Annotated in this window: 3 protein-coding genes; all 3 read left to right on the top strand. The window is 45.6% G+C overall.

Features of this window, described 5'->3' with window-relative positions:
- Window positions 1-31 precede the first annotated feature (31 nt).
- Entirely contained in the window at window positions 32-730 is a 699-nt protein-coding gene (gene istA, locus B3W37_RS12660; protein ID WP_483176038.1) for an IS21 family transposase, read from the top strand.
- A gap of 226 nt (window positions 731-956) precedes the next feature.
- A complete protein-coding gene (locus B3W37_RS12665) occupies window positions 957-1,796 on the top strand; it encodes a Mu transposase domain-containing protein (RefSeq protein WP_483176039.1) in 840 nt (279 codons plus the stop codon).
- A partial coding sequence (locus tag B3W37_RS12670; protein ID WP_483176036.1) for an ATP-binding protein occupies window positions 1,780-2,224 on the top strand: 445 nt, incomplete at its 3' end. The genes B3W37_RS12665 and B3W37_RS12670, both read left to right, overlap by 17 nt.

A 2,224-nucleotide genomic window follows, 5' to 3' on the forward strand; every position in this document is an offset into this window, starting at 1 on the left:
CAAACATCTCTACGAAAATGAAGAGAAATCTTTGCGTGAAATATCACGTACAACCGGACTCTGCCAAAAGACAGTGGCAAAATACGCCTATCAAAACAATTGGAATGAGGATAATCTTCCAAAATGTGATCCGGATCGTCATCCTTTACTCGGAGAATATATCAGGTTCATAGACGAGTGGCTGGAACAGGACACAAGGGAACCGCGCAAGCAGCGTCATACAGTAGCAAGAATACACCGGAGGCTTCAAAAGGAACATAGTTTTCCAGGTGGTTATTCAAGCGTTAAAAAGTATGTCCGCAAGAAAAAATACTTGATGAAAATGTCTGGTGCAGGCTTCCTTCCGCTTGTAAGTCCTGCCTGTCATGCAGAAGTGGACTTCGGTAAGTTTAAATATTACGACGAGCTGGGACGTGACTGTGACGGATATGCCTTGACACTGTCTTTTCCGCACTCGAACAGCGGATTCACCCAAGTGTTTCCGTCCCAAAATCAAGAATGCCTTCTGGCTGGACTCGCCCGTATCTTCTACCGTATCGGCGGTGTTCCCATCCGTATTAAGGCGGATAATATGACCACAGCGGTCGCTCATATCTGCGCCGGAACCGAGCGTAAACTCACGGATGGCTTTGCCCGATTTATGCTGCACCACCGTTTTCAGGCGGACTTCTGTAATCCTGCCGCTGGGAATGAAAAAGGTAATGTGGAAAACNNGGTGGGTCTGCGTTGACGCTTACGAAGGATACTATCTTAATCTTTCCTTACCGTACAGTAATGCCGGCTATCTTCAACTATTCAAAGGACAGAATCAAGAATGCCTTTTGGAAGGTCTTAAGACGATCTTTGAATATATGGGATGCGTCCCCACGTTTATCTGGTTTGATAATATGTCTACTATAGTTAAAGCTATCGGCAAGGATTCCACCAGAGATCTAACCAGAGGATTTGAACGGTTTATGCTCCACCATAGGTTTTTCTCTAATTTTTGCAATCCTGACAGTGGGCATGAAAAAGGTAATGTGGAAAACAAGGTGGGATACAGCCGCCGCAACTTCTTTGTTCCAGTCCCCACCATCACAGATTTTGACACCTTTAATGAGGAATTGTTTTTACTCTGTGAGGAGGATGGTGACCGTAAGCACTACATCCATGGCAAAACCATAAACGAACTGTGGGAGGAAGAAAAGAAGCATCTGCTGGCCCTGCCGGAGCATGAATTTGAGGTATTCCGTTATGAAACAGTACGCATAAATAAATACGGGTTTATCACGGTGGATACCAATAAATACGGCATAACCCCTGAACTTGCCGGTCAGTCCGCACAGGTAAAAATCTTCTTTGACAAGATTGAAATCTACTACGACCACACGCTGTTGAAGGTTTATGGGCGCTCCTACAAACGGAATGACGAGGTCATGGATTTCACTCAGTATATGACCACCCTCTGCAAAAAGCCCGGAGCCGCACCACATACACGTTTTTTCCATCAGCTTCCCAAGCTATGGCAGCAGCACCTGAAAGAAACAAACGGCAGGGAGCGCAAAACCGCTTTGTTGCTGCTTTCCGAAATCGTCCGGGACGGCAACCTTGAACTCTGCGATGAAGCAATCTCTATGGCAAGCGAATACGGCAGAACTGACATCGACAGCATACGTCAATGTTACTACATGATTTCAAAGCTAGAAAACCATCCTAAGCCGTTGGATATTACAGCACCCACCATTAATTACAACCCCAACCTGAGCGCATATGACGGACTGACCAAAGGGGGTGTGAAGAATGTCGGAGCTAATTGAAAGGTATTTCAGAACGCTGAAGCTGGGCGGTTTAGCTAAAGACTGGCAAACAGTCAAATACGAGAATACGAATCAATATATACGCGAGCTTTTGGAGCTGGAACTGAAAGAGCGTGAAGTTAACCGCATTAACCGAATGGTCAAAGTCGCAGGCTTTAGAGTCATAAAAACCTTAGAAGATTTTGTGTGGTCGCAAAACATTCAGATACCGCAGGGACTTACGCAGCATGACATGGAGCAGTTCAGCTTTATTGAAAAAAAGGAAAATCTCATTTTCATGGGCGCTGTCGGCACCGGAAAAACCCACCTTGCCACAGCTATTGCGCTTAAAGCCTGCCAGAATGGTAAGCACACCCGGTTTTTTACTGCTGCGTCTCTTGCAAATATCCTGCTTGAAAAAAACGCCAAAGGTACGCTGAACAACTATC

This window comes from Syntrophomonas sp. UBA5494, assembly GCF_002426325.1.

Bases quoted from the DNA above. Each gene is read 5' to 3' on its own strand.
- B3W37_RS12665 (WP_483176039.1), top strand. From the start codon at position 957: ATGCTCCACCATAGGTTTTTCTCTAATTTTTGCAATCCTGACAGTGGG.